Here is an 18,514-nt window from a genome sequence, read left to right as displayed (position 1 = left end):
TGATCGTTTGTTGTGCCTCTAGCTGGCGTCGAAGCGGTTTAAACAGTTTTGTGGGCTTACTTAAACCGGGTGACGGGTTATAAATGCGTTTTTGACTCCGCTCCTAATAATGCCATCAAATGTTGTTGCGCATTAAACGCTGCCTGGCGCGTACGTGGCTTACATTTACGCCAATTTCCGTCAGAATGCAATTCCCAGGCATCAGTATTGTCTTTCATATAGAACGATAGACCTTCTTCAATAACACGCTTTTTAAGGGTTTTATCCAATACCGGGAACGCTACTTCAATCCGCCTGAAAAGATTACGGTTCATCCAATCGGCGCTGGCAAGATACACATCGTTTTGCAATTTATTGCGGAAATAGTAAATGCGCGTGTGTTCCAGAAAGCGGCCAATAATAGAGCGGACTTTGATATTTTCAGATAATCCCGGCACGCCGGGACGCAAAGCGCAAGCACCGCGCACGATTAAATCAATTTTGACACCCTCGGCCGAAGCGGCATACAACGCGCGGATGACCGACTCATCTAAAAGCGCATTCATTTTCGCGATGATATGAGCGGGATGGCCTTGTTTCGCGATCTCGGTTTCATTTTGAATTGCGCGGATGATTTCTTTTTGCAATGCAAATGGCGCAAGCCAGAGATAATCCATCTTTTTCGGTTTGGTCAAACTGGTCAAGTGCATGAATACTTCATTGACTTCCATCGCCAGTTTTTGATTCGCAGTCAACAAACCAAAGTCTGTATATAACTTGGTGGTGTTGGGGTGATAGTTACCGGTCCCCAGATGGGCGTAATAACACAGCATGCCGAGACCGTCTTTATCGCGCTCCCGACGAATCACCAGGGCAAGCTTGGCATGTGTTTTTAAACCAACCACGCCGTATACCACTTGCGCACCAGCGCGTTCTAATTTATCGGCCCAGTTAATATTGGCTTCTTCATCGAAGCGCGCCATTAATTCAACGATGACAGTGACCTCTTTGCCGCGTTTGGCAGCGAAGATCAACGCCTCCATCAAATCAGAGTTCATTCCCGTTCTATAAATGGTCTGTTTGATTGCTAGCACATCAGGGCAGTGCGCGGCGCTGAGAATGAAGTCGACGACCGGTTGAAACGATTGAAACGGATGATGCAGTAGGATGTCTCTTTTTTTCAACTGAGAAAAAATGTCTTCGGCTGTCGACGATGTCAAATAAGCTGGGTGTCCTTGCGCAAAAGGAGGGAAGCGCAAGTTTGGCTGTGAAATCTGGTCAATCATTTCTGATAATCGCACCAAATTGACTGGACCATCTACCGCATATAAACGATTGGGCGCAATCGCAAATTGATTGAGCAGAAAATCGGACAAATGTGCCGGGCTGTTTTTTGCTACTTCCAAACGTACGGCAACCCCAAACTGTCGGCTTTGCAATTCGCTTTGCAGAGCTTGGCGCAGATTTTTGACCTCTTCTTCGTCGACCCATAAATCACTGTTTCTGGTAACCCGAAATTGTGAATAAGAAAGCACTTCGCGGCCACTGAATAACTCATGAATATGCGCATGAATGATAGAGGAGAGCAGGCAAAAGGAAATCCCATGTGGGGATAACGAGTCAGGCATCCGTATTACGCGTGGCAAGACGCGAGGAACCTTGATGATGGCAATGGATGTGTGACGTCCAAATGCATTCTTGCCTGACATTTCGACAATGAAATTAAGACTTTTGTTAACTACCTGAGGGAAAGGGTGGGCAGGGTCAAGGCCGATAGGCGTCAGCAGAGGTCGTATTTCTTGTTCAAAAAAGGATTTAACCCATGACCTTTGCGCTTCACTCCGATTTCCATCGCTCAGCAGATGAATGCCGTTGGCCGATAGCTGCGGCAGCACTTCTTTATTGAGGATGGAATATTGTCGATCAACTAACTGATGGCATTCCACGCTGGTCAATTGCAATGCTTCGATTAAAGCAGGGCTGTCATCGGTAAGGCCATCTGCGCGACCACTGGCAAGCAAGCTGGCAATGCGGACTTCAAAAAACTCATCAAGATTGTTACTGGCGATACATAGATAGCGCAAGCGCTCTAGTAACGGAATATGGTGCTGTTCTGCCTGGGATAACACGCGCCGATTAAATGCAAGCAGCGACAGCTCACGATTCAAATAGACCGGATTAACGTCAAGATTCATTTTCTTGCGAGTCGCCCGCTCTTTGGGTAGTGCAGTTTCGGCAACTTGCTTTAAATGCGCCGGATTAATGTCGAGATTGGCTTTCTTGCGAGTCGTCCGCTCTTTAGGCGGAGTAGCTTCGGCAACTTGCTCAACGGCTTCTTCTGGCTTATTTTTTTTTGTCATAAATCTTGATGGCTATTTATTAATAGCCGTCATAGTAGGTGGCTTATGTGAATCTAATATGACATCTTGGCGATAAAAGTGAAAGTATTTCCATGTTGTTTTATGGTTTTCAGAAATGTTTCAAAGTTTACTTGCCGTCACAAACCTGTCATAAATCTTAGTTACAGTTTCGCCTGTCTTTAAGGAAGTGCAAAATTGCAAATGTCGCCGCCGCCATCATTTACATTTTGCACAGCCCACTTTTCAGTAGTTTTTAATTAGGGAGTAAAGAATGGGAATGAATACTTTGCGTATGAATAAATATTTTTCGGCTGTAGTTCTTGCATTAGGCGCAACTTTTGCAGTATCAGCAGCTCCTGCTGTAAACGCGGCTGAGATTACTGGTGCTGGCGCATCTTTTCCTTATCCAATTTATGCAAAATGGGCTGAAGCCTATAAGGCATCAACTGGCAATAGTCTGAATTATCAGTCCATTGGCTCCGGCGGTGGTATCAAGCAAATCAACGCAAGCACTGTTGATTTTGGCGCCTCAGACATGCCTTTGAAGGTTGAAGATCTGGAAAAAGGCAAGCTCATGCAATTCCCTGCAGTGATGGGCGGCGTTGTACCAGTAGTGAATTTGGAAGGTGTCGCACCAGGCCAATTGAAACTGACTGGCGCTGTCATTGCCGAAATTTATCTTGGTAAAATCAGCAAGTGGAATGCACCGGAAATCGTTGCACTGAATCCAGGCGTGAAACTGCCAGCTAGCGATATCACAGTCGTATATCGTGCTGATGCATCGGGTACTTCATTCGTATTCACTAGCTATTTGTCAAAATCCAGCCCTGACTTCAAAACTGGCGTTGGTGCAGGTACTGCAGTTAAATGGCCTGTCGGTATCGGCGCAAAAGGTAATGAAGGCGTAGCTGCAAACGTGATGAAGATCAAAGGCACGATTGGTTACGTTGAATACGCTTATGCTAAAAAGAACAAACTTTCCCACACTCAGTTGAAAAATCGCGATGGCGGTTTCGTACAACCTGATGACGCAACATTCAAAGCCGCAGCTGCTGGCGCTGATTGGGCGAAAACACCAGGTTTCGCAGTTGACTTCACTGACGCTGCTGGAAAAACAAGCTGGCCTATCACTAGCGCTACTTTCATCTTGTTGCACAAAACGCAAGCTGATGCAGCTAAAGGTAAAGAAGTCTTGAAGTTCTTTGACTGGGCTTATAAAAATGGCGGTGCAGCTGCGACAGAATTGGATTACGTTGCTCTGCCTGAGTCAGTTGTCAAGTTGGTAACTGATGCATGGAAAAAAGAAATTACAGATACAGCTGGTAAAGCTATCTGGTAATGCTATAAAGATAGGATGGGTGGGTTCTAAAGTTCAGCTTTAAACTCGCTCATCCTGTTTTTACGTTTGCTGCAAGAAGATTTTATTGCGAATTTATGACGCAGCTAAAGCTGTCGAATTCGTCTACAGTACAACAGTAGATGCCGCGGTGTAGGAGCATGCATGCATTTTCCAAATACAGCGCGCTCTAGCTCAATTTTTCATCGGATAATAGCTATTCATGAGTGCAAATATTCCTGTTATGGCACAAGCTCCTTCAAGTACAACAAACAACGCAGCCAGCCACAGCGATGCTGAACAGGAAGGTTTGTTGCAGCATGCTTTGCATGCAGTCATGCGTAAACAACGCATGCAGGACTTTTTATTTCACAAAGTAACTTTACTGTTTTCGCTGCTGGTGCTGTTGGTACTGGTCGGCATCATCGTTTCACTCGCCATCGGCGCCTGGCCGGTATTTAAAGAATTTGGTCCGGGATTTATTATCAGCGTTGAATGGGATCCGGTCAACGACCATTACGGTGCCATGATTGCCATTTTTGGCACGCTGGTGACGTCATTCATCGCGCTGTTAATCGCATTTCCTATCAGCTTTGGTATTGCGCTTTTTCTTACCGAGATTTGCCCGACTAATTTACGCCGCGTGCTTGGCTCCGCAGTCGAGCTGCTAGCCGGTGTGCCAAGTATTATTTACGGGATTTGGGGTTTGTTCGTATTTGCGCCTTTATTTGCCGAATATGTGCAACCTGCTCTGGCAAATACCTTGGGTCAGGTTCCTGGAATAGGTTTCTTGTTCGCCGGTCCGCAAATGGGGATTGGCCTTTTGACTGCCGGTTTGATTTTGGCAATCATGATTATTCCGTTCATCGCCTCTGTCATGCGCGATGTATTTGAAGTGGTTCCGGCAGTACTAAAAGAATCTGCATACGGCTTAGGTTGCACCCGCTGGGAAGTGGTGCGCAAAGTAGTGCTGCCTTATGCCAAAACAGGCGTGGTTGGTGGCGTCATGCTGGGCCTTGGTCGCGCTTTGGGCGAAACGATGGCTGTGACTTTTGTGATCGGTAATTCACATCGTTTATCAACCTCCTTATTCGGCGCAGGTAATAGTATTGCATCAACTCTGGCTAACGAAATTGCCGAAGCATCTTCGACGCTGCATGTTTCAGCCTTGTTTGCGCTGGGCTTAATTCTGTTTGTGATTACCTTCCTGGTATTGTCGGCAGCAAAACTTATGTTGATGGGAATGTCTCGTAAGGAAGGTACCAAGTCATGAATTCAAGCATAAATCAACCGGTAAACAAGGTTTATCGCAAACGTCTTTTGATGCACAAGTTCGGCATGTTGCTGTCATTTTTGGCAATGGCATTTGGCTTGCTGGTATTAGCCTGGATTTTGGTAACGCTTTTTACCAAAGGCATCGGCGCCATGAATCTGGCTTTATTCACACACAATACCCCGGCGCCCGGTGATGAAGGCGGCGGTTTGCTTAACCCTATCGTCGGTAGTTTAATGTTGGTAGGTTTGGCGACATTGATTAGTACGCCGATCGGTATTTTGGCCGGGATCTATCTGGCCGAATACGGCGAAGAAAGCAAACTGGCGCAAATCACTCGTTTTGTGACCGACATCATGTTGTCTGCCCCTTCAATTGTGATCGGTTTGTTTGTGTATGCGATTTATGTTGCACGCATAGGGCATTTCTCCGGTTGGGCAGGAACAATTGCATTGTCATTGATTGCAGTACCAGTGGTCGTGCGAACCACCGATAACATGTTGAAATTGGTACCGGGCAGTTTGCGTGAAGCCGCATTCTCACTAGGAGCGCCTCGCTGGAAAGTGGCGCTGATGATACGTTTGCGTGCGGTTAAGGCTGGTGTGGTAACCGGTATTTTGTTGGCAGTGGCACGTATTGCCGGTGAAACTGCACCATTGTTATTCACGGCGCTCAATAATCAATTTTTCAGCACCAACATGAATAAACCGATCGCCAATTTACCGGGTGTGATCAATCAATTTGCCAACAGCCCCTACGATAATTGGGTTTCATTGGCGTGGGCTGGCGCCTTGTTGATTACTTTAGGCGTATTGATCCTGAATATTTTAGCGCGCACGATGTTTAGCCAAAAAGTACCCGGCTAGAAGAAATAAAGACATTATTTTTCGCTTAGAACGACCGAATTAACCAGTTAGTAATCTCGCGTAATTATTTATACGGGGTTACTTACCGAATTACTTACAGTGATTGTCATGATGACTCAAACACACCAAACCATGCATAAACAGCCAACCATAGAAATTGCGAACCTGAATTTTTTCTATGGTCATTTTCAAGGCTTGAAAGACATCAATCTGCATATCAATGAAAAGAAGGTAACCGCTTTCATTGGCCCTTCTGGTTGTGGTAAATCGACTTTGCTGCGCACCTTGAACCGAATGTATGACCTGTATCCGGGGCAACGAGCAGAAGGAAAAATTCTGTACGCCGGACGTAATATTCTGGAAGCCGGACAAGACGTGAATATGTTGCGCGCCAAGGTTGGCATGGTGTTTCAAAAGCCGACGCCATTTCCTATGTCGATCTACGAGAACATCGCTTTCGGTATTCGTCTTTATGAAAATTTGCCTAAAGGCGAAATGGATGAGCGCGTTGAATGGGCATTGACCAAGGCGGCATTGTGGGGCGAAGTGAAAGATAAATTAAATAAAAGTGGCCTCAGTTTATCTGGTGGTCAGCAACAGCGTTTGTGTATTGCACGTAGTGTTGCGGTGCGTCCAGACGTTTTATTGTTGGATGAGCCAACATCGGCTCTGGACCCGATTTCAACTGCCAAAGTTGAAGAACTGATTACTGAGCTCAAGCAGGATTACACCATCGCTATCGTCACGCATAACATGCAGCAAGCTGCACGTTGCTCGGATTACACCGCCTATATGTACTTGGGTGAATTGGTAGAGTTTGGTGAAACCGATCAGATTTTCATGAATCCTGGGCGCAAAGAGACGCAGGATTACATTACTGGTCGCTTTGGCTAATTTGGGGCTTCCGCAATATGTCTTCGTCACACCTGGATAAGACACATGCATAAGCCGCCAGCAATAAATTAAAAATAACGTATAAAACTGTAAGGAATAATCAGATGACCGGCGAACATTCTTCAAAACAATACGACGCAGACTTGGAGACTATCCGTTCTAAAGTGCTGTTAATGGGCGGTTTGGTGGAGAAGCAGTTTCAAGATGCGATTGAGGTGTTTCGTAGTGGGAATGTAGAGATTGGCGAGCGCATCATCAAAGATGATGTGCAAGTTAATCATATGGAAATCGAACTTGATAACGCATGTAGTCATTTAATCGTGCGCCGGCAACCGACCGCCAACGATTTACGCACTGTGATGGCAACCATCAAGGTAATTACGGATTTGGAACGCGTCGGTGACGAAGCTGCCAAGATCGCGCGCATCGCCATTCAGTTGCACAAGCGCGGACTTTCTACGATCAATCATTTTGAAACTGTGCATGTGATTGCCGATGGCGCGATGGATCAGCTACACAATGCGTTGGATGCGTTGGCACGATTGGATGAGAAAGAAGCCATTCAATTGATTAAGCATGATGATGTGATCGACAAGGATTTTGGTTTCATTATGCGCAATGTCATCACTTACATGATGGAAGATCCGCGTACGATTTCTGCAGCGATGGATACACTTTGGGTTGCAAAAGCGATTGAACGTATTGGGGATCATGCAAAAAATATTGCTGAATACGTCATCTATATCGTCGAGGGAAAAGATATTCGGCATACCGATTATGCAGCGACTCAAATTGATTCTGGTGCATGAGTTTTGCAATTGAACCTTACAACTAAGTTTTGCAATTGATACTGGTCACTTCTACGGGCAACCATGCTTTCTGATAAAACATCTATTTTGATTATTGAAGACGAACCATCAATTGCAAAATTGATCGACTATACAATTTCAGAAGCTGGTTGGCATTCCACTGTAGTGCACACTGCTGCCGACGGATGGGATGCCATCTCGCGCCGTATGCCAGACTTAGTACTGCTGGATTGGATGTTGCCTGACCAAAGTGGTTTGCGTTTCTTATCGCGATTGCGCGCGGAACGGCAATGGCAGGCGTTGCTGGTCATGATGTTGACGGCAAAAAGCATGGAAGAAGATAAAATTTCCGGCTTGGATAATGGCGCTGATGATTACATGACCAAGCCATTCTCACCACGAGAGTTAACCTCACGTGTCAAAGCGTTATTACGTCGTAAAAACCCTGAGCAAGTATCGGATATTTTGTCTGCAGGTGGCGTGACACTTGATTTGGCAAGCTGCACTGTGGCGATGAACGATCAAAAAATTGAAATTGGTCACGCAGAATATCGACTGTTAAAATTTTTCATGGCTAATCCTGATCGGGTTTTCTCTCGTAGCCAATTGCTCGATAAAGTATGGGGCGATCATGTGGTTATTGAAGAGCGTACGGTAGATGTGCATGTATTGCGCCTGCGTAAAGCATTGCGCGAATCGGAGCATCTGATACGCACGGTGCGTAGTGTTGGTTATATGCTATCGGCTAAATAAGTTTTTAGCCGTACTTAGCATTCCTTTCCTTTGCACATGAAATAGGGCACACTTATTTCATGCATTCTTTCTGCACTTTTTCTACGCACTTTCTAAATCATCATTTATGAATCCACAAGTTTTATTCTGGATACCTGCAGCATTGCGGATATTGTTGATTTTTGTTGCGTCAGCTGTTTTGTGGTTTATTTTTGGCGCAGTACCGGGCCTGCTGTTCGGTTTGCTTTGTATGACGGTCGCAGTCTGTGTGCAGCTTCATTATTTATTCCGTTTGAGCGGTTGGTTAAATTATCCGCGTAGTGAAAAACTGCCTGATGGCTGGGGTGCATGGACAGATATTTTTTCTCGCTTGTATCGCTTGCGACGCGATGACGAAAAAAATCAGGCCGAGTTATCGGAATGGCTGGCGCGTTTTCGCCAGGCCATGCATTTGTTACCAGACGGCGTAGTCATCATGGATGACGTGCTATTTCTGGAATGGTGCAATCCGGCTGCGGAACGTCATCTTGGTTTGCAGCATGAGCGAGACAAAGGAATGCGCGTTACCAATTTGATACGCACGCCGGATTTCATTGATTACATTATTCTCGGACGTTACGATCAACCGCTCACACTGACTTTGCGTGAACGTAAATTGATCGTGCAAATTATTCCCTTTGAAAATCGCCGGCAAATTTTGGTGACGCATGATGCGACCGAATCCCAAAGAATAGATATGATGCGGCGAGATTTCATCGCTAACGCATCGCATGAGCTGCGGACGCCATTAACAGTGATTAATGGCTTTCTGGAGATCGCCCAGGCGCATCCAGAACTAGATGCGAAAGTGCGCGAAGGTCATCTCACCATGATGATAGAGCAGGGCCAGCGCATGCAAAATCTGATTGGCGATATGCTGACATTGACGCGCCTGGAGTCGATTGATTATCCAATGCGGCCAGAGCTCGTGCATATTGAGGCTATGTTGAAAAATATTTTGCAGGAAGCCGAGCTTCTTTCTGCAGGCAATCACAAATTCACTTTACGGATAGATGGACCTGATATTAACGGCAGTGCCGATGAATTGCGTAGTGCCTTTAATAATCTGGTTTCAAACGCGATCCGTTACACACCCGCCGGCGGCACAATTGATTTGCTTTGGCAAGGCACGGCAACCGGCCCGCAATTGATAGTGCGTGACTCTGGTATTGGTTTTAGCCCAGAACATATTTCACGGCTGACAGAACGTTTTTATCGTGTAGATAAAAGTCGCTCACGTGAAACGCAAGGTACGGGATTGGGACTGGCTATCGTTAAGCATGTTTTATTACGTCACGGCGGCTCTTTAGGAATTGATTCGGAAGCTGGTAAAGGCAGCACATTTACGGCACGTCTACCGGCAACAATAGTGGCTGATAAAAAGGACGAGATTGCCGATGTGAAGTAAGCAGTACGTTGATTGAAAAAAAAGCGCGAACTTATTCGCGCTTTTTCTTTTTCTAATGGAGGGAAGCTCAGTGAAAGAGTTTAAAGATGATGCCGACCACACCAGCAAGTGTAAATCCCATCATCCATTTGAGTAATTCGAATTGACCACGTATTTCTGTCATTTGTGTTTTTACCTCCGCACGAAATTCATTTAAATCAGCTTTTTTAACTAATTCGTTATTCATCGCGTCACCCAGCGCCTTTGCATGTGCTTCAGCTTGATCTTGCGATATGCCTGCCGCCTCTAATTTTTTAACGTATTCGTGCGTATCGAAATAAGTTGTAGGCATAAATTTTTCGTCCCGATTTGGTGAGTATATATCAAGCTTAAGATTTATCATCTTTTTGTGTTCGAAAACTGTGCCGACCTTCTGCACGACCCGCATTTTAAGGTTTAACTTGAGGATTTGCAGTATTGTACTGTATTTATATACAGTATTAGCGAGTTTTATAATGCGAAACAAGCCTCCCAAAACTCTAGAGCACGCATTGCATTTCCATGACTCTTTGGCATCGTCTATACCAATCAAAGGACGCGGCGCGACGGGTAATATACAAGGGCGTTACGAAGTTGATCAAAGAGAATCGTTTGATGATGGCTGGACTGACAACACGCGTGAAATTGCGTCTATCGGTGAGGACGATGAAGGGGAGGCAACGCCAAAGAAATTGCGCACCATCGTTACAGAAGAGCGCGCCAAAAGTATTCTGAATAATCATAACTCTCCAGATCTGCCATTTAGCGTTACGCTGAACCCCTATCGAGGCTGTGAACATGGTTGTATTTATTGTTTTGCGCGTCCAACCCACAGTTATCTTGGCTTGTCGCCCGGATTGGATTTTGAGAGCAGGATTTTTGCCAAGATTAATGCGCCAGAATTGTTAACTCAGGCATTGGCACAATCTTCGTATCGTGTTGAGCCGATTGCGCTGGGTGTCAATACCGATGCTTATCAACCGTGCGAGCGCGAACTCGGATTGACTCGACGACTATTGCAAATCCTGCATGACTATGAGCATCCGGTTGCATTAATCACCAAATCTTCACTGATTGAACGTGACATCGACCTGCTTGCTGCGATGGCAGCGAAACGCCAGGCTGTGGTGGCGATAACTATCACGACGTTAGATCCCGTCATTGCCCGAACGTTGGAGCCAAGGGCTGCCGCGCCCGCACGAAGATTGCGTACGATACGCACGTTGACTGATGCGGGTATTCCTGTCCGCGTTAGCGTCGCGCCAATGATCCCATTCATTACCGAACCTGATCTTGAGCGCGTGATCGAAGCAGCCGCTGAGGCTGGCGCAGTGAACGCTGGGTACATTGTTTTACGTTTGCCGTGGGAAGTGGCGCCACTTTTCAAATCCTGGCTTGAAGCGCATTTTCCTGAGCGGGCGCAACGCGTCATGAATCGTGTCAGGGAAATGCGCGGTGGTGCTGATTACGATGCGCGCTTTGGTGCGCGGATGCGTGGTGAAGGAGTGTGGGCGGACTTAATCCGACAACGTTTTGAAAAAGCTGCGGCGAGAGTGGGTTTGCTACAGCGCAGTTCGTTTGCCAATCTGGATGTTTCGCGTTTCAAGCCGCCATTACTGGTTAGTCGAGGTGATGAGAAAAAGACGAAAAATGATGCATCGCAATTATCATTGTTCTAGCATTGTTTTAGCATTAATCGTAAGGTAATTCAATTGTTGATGCGTAAACGAACTGACGACTAGGCTCGCAGCAAAACCATCAGTGCACCGGCGCCACCATCAGCCTCATTGGCTTGGCAAAAGGCGATTACTTCGGGAATTTGCACTAACCAGTCGCGTGCTTTTCTTTTGAGTACCGGTTGTTGATTCACTGAGCCATAACCTTTGCCGTGAATGATGCGGACGCAGCGCCAGCCACGCTGATAAGCGAATGCGATGAATGCCGCCAATGCATCGCGCGCCTGATCGCTGCGCAGACCGTGCAAGTCAAGCTGTTGTCGAATAGCCCAATGACCACGCTGCAATTTAGTGAGAACGTCGGCACCGATACCTGCTCGCGCGTAGCGTAAAACTTCGTCGCTACCAGACAGATTTTCTATGCTGTATGCGTCGGATAGTGATGCCTGCAAAATATCTCTGGGCGACGTGAGTGATCGAGGACGATGCTTCGGAGTCGGACGTGGGATTGACGTTGCTGTCAGCGGTTGCCGCGCGATATTCGCAATTTTATTGGACGATTTAAGGGGGCGAACCTCGCCAACGACATGACGAAATAAATTTTCTTCGCGGTGCTTTGCCTGTTGTTGACGGTGCTGCTCTGCAGCTGCTTCCAGGCGGGCTTCGTGTTGAATTTTTAAGGTTTTACGTAGCGGTTTGAGAGCACGAAAATCCTTGATCGGATTTGCCATAAAAGTCGTGCCAATTATGATTTCTTTTTCGTCAGTGGCTGAACCTGTCCAACACTCTTACGAAAAACATCAGCAGCGCGTGTCGCCTCTTGCTCTTGTTTTAGCCGTTCTGCAGCTTCAGCCAGTCGCACTTCCTCTTGCGCCTTCAACTTTTGCTGCAGTGATTTGAGATCGTTAAAGTCTTTCAGTGGCGCTGACATGATGATCTTTCAAATGTTTCGTATTTTGTTTCCCTTTCCCGCTTGCGGGAGCAGGAAAGGGGGGAACGCGGGCGCATGAATGCAACCTTATCATGCGCTCTCTTGTTGGCTCATTTCGCGCAAACAGGTGAGGAATGTGCCATTAGTTTTCTAAAAACCGCTGTGCATCCAAAGCCGCCATGCAACCGGTTCCAGCGCTGGTAATTGCTTGGCGATAGATATGATCTTGCACGTCGCCAGCCGCAAATATGCCGGGGATGGTGGTGGCGGTTGCCATGCCTTCGAGACCTGTTTTGGTCTTGATATAGCCATTATGCATTTCAAGCTGGCCTTCAAAAATAGCCGTATTTGGTTTATGGCCGATAGCGATGAAAACACCGTGCAGTTTGATCGGTGTGACAACGCCATCGTCGGTACTTTTGATATTCATACCGGTTACACCACTGTTGTCACCAGTGATTTCATCCAGAGTGTGATTCCATTTGATGTCGATTTTTCCCTCAGCCACTTTCGCCATCAAACGGTCTACCAAGATAGGCTCTGCGCGGAATTTGTCGCGACGATGTACCAAGGTCACTTTAGTGGCGATGTTGGATAAATACAGCGCTTCTTCGACGGCTGTGTTGCCACCGCCGATGACTGCGACTTCCTGACCTTTATAAAAGAAACCATCACAAGTGGCACAGGCGGATACGCCTTTGCCCATGAAAGCTTCTTCTGACGGCAGACCAAGGTATTGTGCTGAAGCACCAGTGGCGATAATCAACGCATCGCAAGTGTATTCGCCAGTATCACCAATCAGACGGAATGGTTTTTCTGTCAATTTGGTGGTGTGAATATGATCAAAAATGATCTCGGTGTTAAATTCTTCGGCATGCTTTAATAAATTTTGCATTAAATCAGGGCCTTGTATGCCGCCGTGAGCACCTGGCCAGTTTTCGACATCAGTGGTGGTCATCAGTTGGCCGCCTTGCTCTACACCAGTGATGAGCACTGGGTTCAGATTAGCGCGTGCAGCGTAAACCGCCGCCGCGTAACCAGCAGGACCGGAGCCTAGAATAAGAACGCGAGCATGTTTAGTTGGTTTTGCAGTTGTCATGATGATCTCTGGTGAAGATGATGAGGGCGGATAGTTTGCAATGAATATGGTCTAAAGACTGGCAAGCAAATGGTTTGCACTAAATTCAATTTATATGGTCAATCTCACATATAAGCACTTTAGTGTAGATAACAAGTCATTTAGCAACCAGCGATGCCATACGAAAACAGCAATTGATTAAGAAATGAGCGCAATAATGTAAATATTAGCAACTCCCTTAAGCCGGTATCCAAAAACTGGGTAAGATTATAGCCGAAGCCATGCTGATGGCGCTGTGATAGTCTTAAGTGAGATGTGATTGAAGCGGTTAATGCATGGCGTTTTACTATGTTTTTATCAAAAACCGGGCAGCTACATCACAATCCGGTGCATAATTTCATCTGGCTTTTCAAGCTTTTCACATCAGTGGCAGCATTGTAAAAATGCTGAACTAATAAGTGGCAGATCTACAAAACATGTTAATGAAAATGTACGTATAAAGCGCTTGTATAAAAACATAAGCATGAACTATCAAACGGATTTATGACAAGAACCACACCAGCCTATACCCGCACCAAGCCGCTAGCAGCAGCCCCTCCACAGAGCCGTTTGGTTAATCTGTTGACGGAAGCGCGCTGGATTTTATTTGCCGCACTGACTATTTATCTGTTCATTATTCTTATCAGCTACACCAAAGTTGATCCCGGTTGGTCGCACGCCAGCGCCGTATCGCGCATACATAATTGGGGCGGCCACATTGGTGCCTGGATGTCGGATTTGCTGTTGTATGTTTTTGGTGCTTCAGCCTGGTGGTGGTGCGTGCTGCTGATCCATGCCTTATGGAGCGGTTATCAACGCTTGGCACATCCGGCATTGATTGAAGTTGAACCACCGCGGCATCCGCAAGAAGGCATCATTCGCGGCGTTGGATTTGCCTTCATTCTGGCTGGCAGTATGGGTATTGAATATACCCGTATGTACTCCTTGCATATGGAGTTGCCACGGGCACCGGGAGGAGTATTAGGGCAATTAATTGGGAGTACCGCGCAGAATCAACTCGGATTTACTGGCGCCACCTTGCTACTTTTGCTGTTAATCGCCATAGGCGTAAGTTTGTTTTTCCATGTGTCGTGGCTGACCGTAGCAGAGCGTATTGGCGCTGGCGTGGAAAGAAGTTTTCAATGGATCAAAAATCTGATCGCTGCACGTGAAGATCGTAAGGTTGGCCATGTTGCTGCGGTAAAGCGCGAAGAAGTGGTGGTACAAGAACGTGCCAAGATCGACGAAGCGCCACCGATTCGGATTGAGCCTCAGATCGTAGCAGTGCAGAAATCAGAGCGAGCCCAGAAAGAAAAGCAAAGCACCTTGTTTCAGGATATGCCTGATACGAACTTGCCGCCATTGTCGTTGCTTGATGACGCGCCTGAACTGCAAGAGACCGTGAGCGTCGAAACGCTGGAATTTACCAGCCGTTTGATTGAGAAAAAGCTCTCTGATTTTGGGGTGCAGGTGAAAGTGATTGCAGCCTATCCGGGGCCGGTGATTACGCGTTATGAAATTGAACCCGCCACTGGCGTAAAGGGCAGTCAGATTGTCGGTTTGGCGCGTGATTTGGCGCGCTCGTTGTCGTTGACTTCGATTCGTGTGGTGGAAGTGATCCCCGGAAAAATGTACATGGGGCTGGAATTGCCGAATCCGAAGCGGCAGATTGTGCGCTTAACCGAAATTCTTGGGTCCAAGGTCTACAACGATGGCGTTTCTAGTTTAACTATCGCGCTCGGTAAAGATATCGCTGGTCATCCGGTGGTAGCAGATTTAGCAAAGATGCCGCATTTGTTGGTAGCCGGTACGACAGGTTCGGGTAAATCAGTGGGGATTAATGCCACCATTTTGTCGTTGCTGTATAAGTCCGATCCCAAGAATGTCCGTTTGATTTTGATAGATCCAAAAATGTTGGAGCTGTCGATTTACGAAGGCATTCCCCATTTATTGGCGCCGGTTGTCACTGACATGCGCCAAGCCGGCCATGCGCTCAATTGGGCTGTCAATGAAATGGAACGGCGTTATAAGTTGATGTCGAAAATGGGGGTGCGTAATCTTGCCGGTTTTAATCAAAAAATCGCTGATGCAGAACAGCGCGAAGAAAAAATTCCGAATCCATTTAGTCTGACGCCAGATGCGCCAGAGCCGTTGGAGAAATTGCCAACTATCGTCGTCATTATTGATGAGCTGGCAGATTTGATGATGGTGGTTGGTAAAAAAGTGGAAGAGTTAATCGCACGCATTGCACAGAAGGCTCGCGCTGCGGGTATTCACCTTATTTTGGCGACACAACGACCATCAGTGGACGTCATCACTGGCTTGATTAAAGCTAACGTGCCGACCCGGATTGCGTTTCAGGTCAGCAGCAAAATTGACTCACGTACTATTTTGGATCAAATGGGCGCAGAAGCTTTGCTCGGAATGGGGGACATGCTTTATATGCCGCCCGGAACCGGTTTGCCGATTCGCGTCCATGGTGCGTTTGTGTCGGATGACGAGGTGCATCGCGTGGTCGATTATTTGAAGGAACAAGGCGAGCCCAATTACATCGAAGGCATACTGGAAGGCGGTACGATTGATGATGGTGGCGATGCTGCCGGTGGCGGCGGTGGTGTCGCTAGCGGCGAAGGAGATGAGTTGTATGATCAAGCGGTCGCCATCGTCCTGAAAAATCGTCGCGCATCGATTTCACTGGTGCAGCGCCATTTGCGGATAGGTTATAACCGTGCGGCACGCTTGCTGGAACAGATGGAGCAAAGCGGAATGGTGTCAACCATGCAATCAAACGGTAACCGCGAGATATTGGTGCCGGCTGGAAGTGGTGATGCTGTTGAGTAATCTGCTGCTGTTCAGTGGCTTGGGGCGACACGAACAAATGTCATCGCAGGAATAGGTAAGGCGCGATTTTTATGCCTTATCTACTCTGGAAATAGTTGTATCAGTATTTTGAAAATAATGAAAGTCATAGGCAATCTAATGCAAAAATCTCATATAGCAAAACTGGCCGCAAGTCTGGCGCTTTCAGCCATGTTATTGCCCGGCATTGCCAGCGCTAGCGCCTTGGCGCAATTTAAATCCTTCGTCAGCAGCACCAAATCGGCTAAGGGGGATTTTGAACAGGAATTGCTGAATGCAAAATCGAACGGTGCTAACAAAGTTGGCAGCCCTTCCTCTAAATCGAGTGGGACATTTATTTTTGCGCGCCCTGGGAAATTTATCTGGACTTATAAACAACCCTACGAACAGTTATTGCAAGCAGATGGCGAAACATTATTCATCTACGATAAAGACTTGAATCAAGTCACCATTAAAAAACTAGGCGATGCGCTTGGGTCGTCACCAGCGGCGATTCTGTTTGGCAGTAACGATCTGGAAAAGAATTTCATTTTGAAAGAAGGCGAGGCTAAGGATGGTGTGGAATGGTTGGAGGCTACACCAAAATCCAAAGAAACCACCTTTGCACAGATTGATATCGGTATGCGTAATGGTGTGCCAGAGATCATGAAGCTACAGGATACATTGGGCGGTACTTCATTGCTGACCTTTAAAAACTTCATTAAAAATCCTCCGGCTCCGGCCGGCGGATTTAAATTCGTACCACCTAAAGGTGCAGATATTCTGAAGGAATAAGCACCATGTCTGACCTGTTTAAAGTAGCGCCTACACCACCATTGGCAGAGGCGTTACGTCCGACTACCCTGGATGACGTGATCGGGCAAAGCCACTTGCTGGGGGCGGGTAAGCCGTTGCGTTTGGCGTTTGAGTCCGGCAAGCCGCACTCCATGATTTTGTGGGGACCGCCTGGTGTCGGCAAGACAACCCTGGCACGTTTAACTGCACATGCTTTCAAGTGCGAATTTATTGCTCTTTCCGCCGTGTTTTCTGGCGTCAAAGATATACGCGCCGCGATGGAGCAAGCCGAACAGCATCTGGCGCAAGGCAAGCATACGATTTTGTTTGTCGATGAAATTCATCGTTTCAACAAGTCGCAACAAGATGCTTTGCTGCCCTATGCAGAGTCAGGCTTGGTCACCTTTATTGGCGCAACAACTGAGAACCCTTCGTTTGAAGTTAACTCTGCTTTATTATCGCGAGCCCAAGTGTATGTGCTGCAGGCGCTTTCTGATGACGAGCTAAAGCAGCTGCTGATGCGCGCACAAGAGCGGGTTTTGTCACATTTGCAGTTTGATGATGCCGCAGTGGATACGTTAATAGGTTATGCGGATGGCGATGCCCGGCGCTTTCTAAATCTGCTTGAGCAAAGTAGTGCATCTATCAAGTCTTCAGAAACCACCAGAATCACGGCAGAGTTTTTACAAAACGCTTTAACACTGAATGCACGGCGCTTTGATAAGGGCGGCGATAATTTTTACGATCAGATTTCAGCTTTGCATAAATCTGTACGGGGTTCTAGTCCAGATGGTGCGTTGTATTGGTTGTGTCGCATGCTCGATGGTGGAGCAGACCCTAAATATCTGGCACGGCGCATAGTCCGGATGGCTTGGGAAGATATCGGTCTGGCCGATCCACGCGCCATGCAAATTGCCAACGATGCTGCGGAAACGTATGAGCGCCTGGGGTCGCCAGAAGGCGAATTGGCTTTAGGCCAGGCAGTGATCTATCTGGCCATTGCTGCAAAAAGCAATGCAGGTTACAACGCGTTTAATCAAGCGATGGCGTTTGTCCGTACGGACAAATCACGCGAAGTGCCGGTACATTTGCGCAATGCGCCGACCAAGTTAATGAAAGAATTGGGATATGGTCATGAATACCGCTATGCCCACAATGAACCGCATGCCTACGCCGCCGGCGAGTCCTATATTCCCGATGATATGGTAGAGCCGGATTGGTACCAACCTGTTCCGCGTGGCCTCGAAAGTAAAATTGCCGAAAAAATGGCATTTTTGAGGAAGTTGGATGAAGACGCAGGTGGGTAGTGTGTAGCGTGTTTGAGAGCAAATGAATACCTGAATTTGATCTGACAGTCGCTACATCAAAATCGGATAACGACCAGATCAACTGACGATGATTAATCATGTATTAGTCATGTTATCTAATTGATTTAATATTTTG

16 protein-coding genes are annotated in these 18,514 nt (G+C 46.9%); 11 read left to right on the top strand and 5 right to left on the bottom strand.

Annotated features, from left to right (window positions below; translation table 11 throughout):
- Window positions 1-77: 77 nt before the first annotated feature.
- A complete protein-coding gene (ppk1, locus tag GEV47_RS02225; protein ID WP_407646199.1) occupies window positions 78-2,174 on the bottom strand; it encodes a polyphosphate kinase 1 in 2,097 nt (698 codons plus the stop codon).
- Between the two features lie 442 nt (window positions 2,175-2,616).
- Between ppk1 and pstS the strand changes: the two genes are divergently transcribed.
- The 7 genes from pstS (at window position 2,617) to phoR (ending at window position 9,696) form a co-directional block, all read left to right on the top strand.
- A complete protein-coding gene (gene pstS / locus GEV47_RS02220; RefSeq protein ID WP_407646198.1) occupies window positions 2,617-3,678 on the top strand; it encodes a phosphate ABC transporter substrate-binding protein PstS in 1,062 nt (353 codons plus the stop codon).
- 334 nt (window positions 3,679-4,012) lie between these two features.
- On the top strand, window positions 4,013-4,948 hold the full coding sequence (gene pstC, locus GEV47_RS02215; protein WP_228124581.1) for a phosphate ABC transporter permease subunit PstC: 936 nt from the start codon (window positions 4,013-4,015) through the stop codon (window positions 4,946-4,948).
- Window positions 4,945-5,814 (top strand): phosphate ABC transporter permease PstA, encoded by an 870-nt coding sequence (gene pstA, locus GEV47_RS02210; protein ID WP_153233069.1) that lies wholly within the window; start codon window positions 4,945-4,947, stop codon window positions 5,812-5,814. The genes pstC and pstA overlap by 4 nt, the downstream gene beginning before the upstream one ends.
- 108 nt (window positions 5,815-5,922) lie before the next feature.
- Window positions 5,923-6,708, top strand: a complete 786-nt coding sequence (gene pstB / locus GEV47_RS02205; RefSeq protein WP_153233068.1) for a phosphate ABC transporter ATP-binding protein PstB — start codon at window positions 5,923-5,925, stop codon at window positions 6,706-6,708.
- 104 nt (window positions 6,709-6,812) lie between these two features.
- On the top strand, window positions 6,813-7,517 hold the full coding sequence (phoU, locus tag GEV47_RS02200; RefSeq protein ID WP_153233067.1) for a phosphate signaling complex protein PhoU: 705 nt from the start codon (window positions 6,813-6,815) through the stop codon (window positions 7,515-7,517).
- A 63-nt stretch (window positions 7,518-7,580) separates the two neighbouring features.
- The gene (locus GEV47_RS02195) at window positions 7,581-8,270 is read left to right on the top strand and encodes a winged helix-turn-helix domain-containing protein (RefSeq protein ID WP_153233066.1); all 690 of its coding nucleotides are present in this window, start codon (window positions 7,581-7,583) and stop codon (window positions 8,268-8,270) included.
- Window positions 8,271-8,376: 106 nt separating this feature from the next.
- On the top strand, window positions 8,377-9,696 hold the full coding sequence (gene phoR, locus GEV47_RS02190) for a phosphate regulon sensor histidine kinase PhoR (protein WP_153233065.1): 1,320 nt from the start codon (window positions 8,377-8,379) through the stop codon (window positions 9,694-9,696).
- Between the two features lie 67 nt (window positions 9,697-9,763).
- Here phoR and GEV47_RS02185 read toward each other — a convergent pair whose 3' ends face one another.
- Entirely contained in the window at window positions 9,764-10,027 is a 264-nt protein-coding gene (locus tag GEV47_RS02185) for a CCDC90 family protein (RefSeq protein WP_153233064.1), read from the bottom strand.
- A 163-nt stretch (window positions 10,028-10,190) separates the two neighbouring features.
- On the opposite strand from GEV47_RS02185, the gene GEV47_RS02180 reads away from it, so the two are divergent.
- Window positions 10,191-11,393: a PA0069 family radical SAM protein gene (locus GEV47_RS02180; protein ID WP_153233063.1), complete on the top strand. Its 1,203-nt coding sequence runs from the start codon at window positions 10,191-10,193 to the stop codon at window positions 11,391-11,393.
- Between the two features lie 59 nt (window positions 11,394-11,452).
- On the opposite strand, the gene GEV47_RS02175 is transcribed toward GEV47_RS02180, so the two are convergent.
- From GEV47_RS02175 to trxB, 3 genes are all read right to left on the bottom strand, one after another.
- Window positions 11,453-12,121 carry a Smr/MutS family protein gene (locus GEV47_RS02175; protein WP_153233062.1) on the bottom strand — a complete coding sequence of 223 codons (669 nt, stop codon included), beginning with the start codon at window positions 12,119-12,121 and terminating at the stop codon, window positions 11,453-11,455.
- Between the two features lie 14 nt (window positions 12,122-12,135).
- Window positions 12,136-12,321, bottom strand: a complete 186-nt coding sequence (locus GEV47_RS02170) for a hypothetical protein (protein ID WP_153233061.1) — start codon at window positions 12,319-12,321, stop codon at window positions 12,136-12,138.
- A gap of 142 nt (window positions 12,322-12,463) precedes the next feature.
- Complete coding sequence (gene trxB / locus GEV47_RS02165) at window positions 12,464-13,420, bottom strand: thioredoxin-disulfide reductase (RefSeq protein WP_153233060.1); 957 nt, start codon at window positions 13,418-13,420, stop codon at window positions 12,464-12,466.
- Between the two features lie 522 nt (window positions 13,421-13,942).
- Here trxB and GEV47_RS02160 point away from each other — a divergent pair.
- From GEV47_RS02160 to GEV47_RS02150, 3 genes are all read left to right on the top strand, one after another.
- A complete protein-coding gene (locus GEV47_RS02160) occupies window positions 13,943-16,279 on the top strand; it encodes a DNA translocase FtsK (RefSeq protein ID WP_153233059.1) in 2,337 nt (778 codons plus the stop codon).
- A gap of 138 nt (window positions 16,280-16,417) precedes the next feature.
- On the top strand, window positions 16,418-17,071 hold the full coding sequence (gene lolA / locus GEV47_RS02155; RefSeq protein ID WP_228124527.1) for an outer membrane lipoprotein chaperone LolA: 654 nt from the start codon (window positions 16,418-16,420) through the stop codon (window positions 17,069-17,071).
- 5 nt (window positions 17,072-17,076) lie between these two features.
- Window positions 17,077-18,378: a replication-associated recombination protein A gene (locus GEV47_RS02150; RefSeq protein WP_153233057.1), complete on the top strand. Its 1,302-nt coding sequence runs from the start codon at window positions 17,077-17,079 to the stop codon at window positions 18,376-18,378.
- Window positions 18,379-18,514 lie beyond the last annotated feature (136 nt).

The organism is Glaciimonas soli (assembly GCF_009497155.1).
GTDB lineage: Bacteria > Pseudomonadota > Gammaproteobacteria > Burkholderiales > Burkholderiaceae_D > Glaciimonas > Glaciimonas soli.
This window is presented reverse-complemented; position numbering and strand designations above follow the sequence as displayed.